Genomic DNA, 2,560 nt, shown 5'->3' with positions numbered 1-2,560 from the left:
CCGTCGGTGGCCGCGTCGTCAGTTGCGCGACCCCCATCGGTGGCCGCGTCGTCGGGTGCGCGACCCCCGTCGGTGGCCGCGTCGTCGGGTGCGCGGCCACCATCGGTCGCCGCGTCGTCTCGTTCGCGTGAGGTATTATCTGTCATGTTTTGGTGTGTGTTGTCGTTTTGTGTGGTATTTTCGTGATGTTTGTCGTCGTATCGCCCGTCGTGGTCGTGTCCGGAACGGATCGAAAACGGGCCGCCGAGCGCTACTCGGCGTCGGCCTTCTGCTGGATCTCCTCGACGATCTCGGGGTTCCGAAGCGTGCTCGTGTTCCCGAGTTCCTCGCCGTCAGCGATGTTCTCGAGCAGGCGACGCATGATCTTCCCGGAGCGCGTCTTCGGCAGGTCCGGAGTGAACACGACCTGCTCGGGCCGCGCGATCGGACCGATGGCGTCCTCGACGCCCGCGACGATCGCCTCGCGGAGCTCGTCGTCACCCTCGTAGCCGTCTTCGGTCGTCACGTAGGTGTAGACCGCCTCGCCTTTGATGTCGTGGTTCCCGCCGACGACGGCCGCCTCGGCGACGCCTTCGACGCCGACGATGGCGGACTCGATCTCCATCGTCCCCAGCCGGTGGCCGGAGACGTTGAGCACGTCGTCGACGCGGCCGAGGACGGTGATGTAGCCGTCGTCGTCGATCTTCGCGCCGTCCTCGGGGAAGTACACCCAGTCGTCGGGGTCGTCGCTGTCGGTGTCGGAGTACTCCGCCCAGTACTCCTCGATGTAGCGCTCGTCGTTGTTGTACAGCGTCCGGAGCATTCCCGGCCACGGCTTCTGTACCGTGAGGTAGCCGGCCTTCCCCGGCTCTACCTCGTCGCCGAGCGTGTCGAGGATCTGGACGTCGAGCCCCGGCAGCGGCGGTCCGGCCGCGCCGGGTTTCATGTCCTTCACCCCGGGCAGCGTCGTCACCATCATCCCGCCGGTCTCGGTCTGCCACCACGTGTCGACGATCGGGCACTCCTTGTTCCCGATGTGCTGGTAGTACCACTTCCACGCGCGCGGGTTGATCGGCTCGCCGACCGTGCCGAGCAGCCGCAGCGAGGAGAGGTCGTGGCGGTCCGGGAACTTCTCGCCCCACTTCATGAACGCCCGAATCGCCGTCGGGGCGGTGTACAACTGGGTCGCCTCGTACTCATCGATGATCTCCCAGAGGCGGTCGCGCTCCGGGTGGTCGGGCGCCCCCTCGTACATCATCGTCGTCGTTCCGAGCGAGAGCGGCCCGTAGACGATGTAGGAGTGGCCCGTGATCCAGCCGATGTCGGCCGAACAGAAGTACGTGTCATCCGGCTTGATGTCGAGGACCGACTGCGAGGTCCACGACACCCACGAGAGGTAGCCGCCGGTCGTGTGTTTCACGCCCTTCGGCTTCCCCGTCGTCCCCGAGGTGTACATCAGGAACAGCATGTCCTCGGCGTCGCGCGTCACCGGCTCGACCGTCGCGCCCGCCTGTTCGGCCACGAGGTCGTCGTAGTCGACCTGGTCGTCGCCGAGGTCGTGGCCGAAGTCGTCGCCGTTCGGGCCGAGGCGGTCGACGACGACGGTCGTCGTCTCGTGGTCGACGCCCGCGAGTCCCTCGTTCGCCTTGTCGAGGTGGTCGAGCGGGTCGCCGCGGCGGTAGTAGCCGTCACAGGTGACGAGGTACTCCGACTCCGCGGAGTTCATCCGCGTCGCGAGCGCGTCGGCCGAGAACCCGGCGAACACGACGCTGTGGGGCGCGCCGATGCGCGCGCACGCCAGCATCGCGATCGGCAGTTCCGGGATCATCGGCATGTACATCGTGACGACGTCGTCCTCCTCGACGCCCTGCTCCCGAAGGGCGGCCGCAAACTCGTTGACCTCGCGGTGGAGTTCCTCGTACGTGAACGAGCGGTCGTCCTCGTCGACCGGTTCACCGACCCACTCGATGGCGACCTCGTCGCCGCGCTCGTCGAGGTGTCGGTCGAGGCAGTTCGCCGACGCGTTGAGTTCACCGCCCGTGAACCACTCGTAGAAGGGCGGGTTGCCGTCGTCGAGCACCTGATCGTAGTCGGTTTCCCACTCCAGCAGGTCAGCGGCCGCCTCCCAGCATTCGGGCCAGTTCTCCTCGAACTCCTCGTATATCTCCGGGTCGGAGACGTTCGCCTGCTCGACGAACGACTCCGACGGCTCGAATACCTCTTGTTCCGCCAGTCTCGCTTCCAGTTGGCCGTCTCCCTCTGTCATGGTACGGTCGTATCCAACCGATATCGCCATATAAACGCTGACGCTAAATACGAAAAACCGTGATAGACTGCCGTCGGATCCCGACGGGCCGCCGCGATCACCCGTCGGTGCGGACCGCGCGTTCCTCGCCCTCCCGGACCGACAGCTCCGTCTCCTCTTCGAAGACGCCGTCGAGTAGGGCGCGCTGCGCCTTTCGGAGGTGATTGTGGAACGTCGGCGAGGAGACGCCCATCGCGTCGGCCACCTCCTCGGCGGTGCTGCCGCGCGGCCAGTCGAAGTAGCCACCGTGGTACGCCGCGGACAGCGCGGCCCACT

General features: G+C 66.5%; 2 protein-coding genes and 1 pseudogene (1 of these 3 only partly in view). All 3 read right to left on the bottom strand.

Translation table 11 applies throughout. The annotated features are described in order from the left end of the window. Nucleotides 1-146 (bottom strand): annotated as a pseudogene (locus BN903_RS13655) (DUF4212 domain-containing protein); it reaches 357 nt to the left of the window's first position. A gap of 104 nt (nucleotides 147-250) precedes the next feature. After that, on the bottom strand, nucleotides 251-2,245 hold the full coding sequence (gene acs / locus BN903_RS13650; protein ID WP_048078277.1) for an acetate--CoA ligase: 1,995 nt from the start codon (nucleotides 2,243-2,245) through the stop codon (nucleotides 251-253). A gap of 97 nt (nucleotides 2,246-2,342) precedes the next feature. Continuing rightward, a partial coding sequence (locus tag BN903_RS13645) for a helix-turn-helix domain-containing protein (RefSeq protein ID WP_048078258.1) occupies nucleotides 2,343-2,560 on the bottom strand: 218 nt, incomplete at its 5' end.

Source organism: Halorubrum sp. AJ67 (assembly GCF_000513435.1).
The sequence above is the reverse complement of the archived record's forward strand: the minus strand, read 5'-3'. Positions and strand labels throughout refer to the sequence as shown.

Coding starts and splice junctions, on each gene's coding strand:
- acs (WP_048078277.1), bottom strand. CDS start 2,245: ATGACAGAGGGAGACGGCCAACTGGAAGCGAGACTGGCGGAACAAGAG.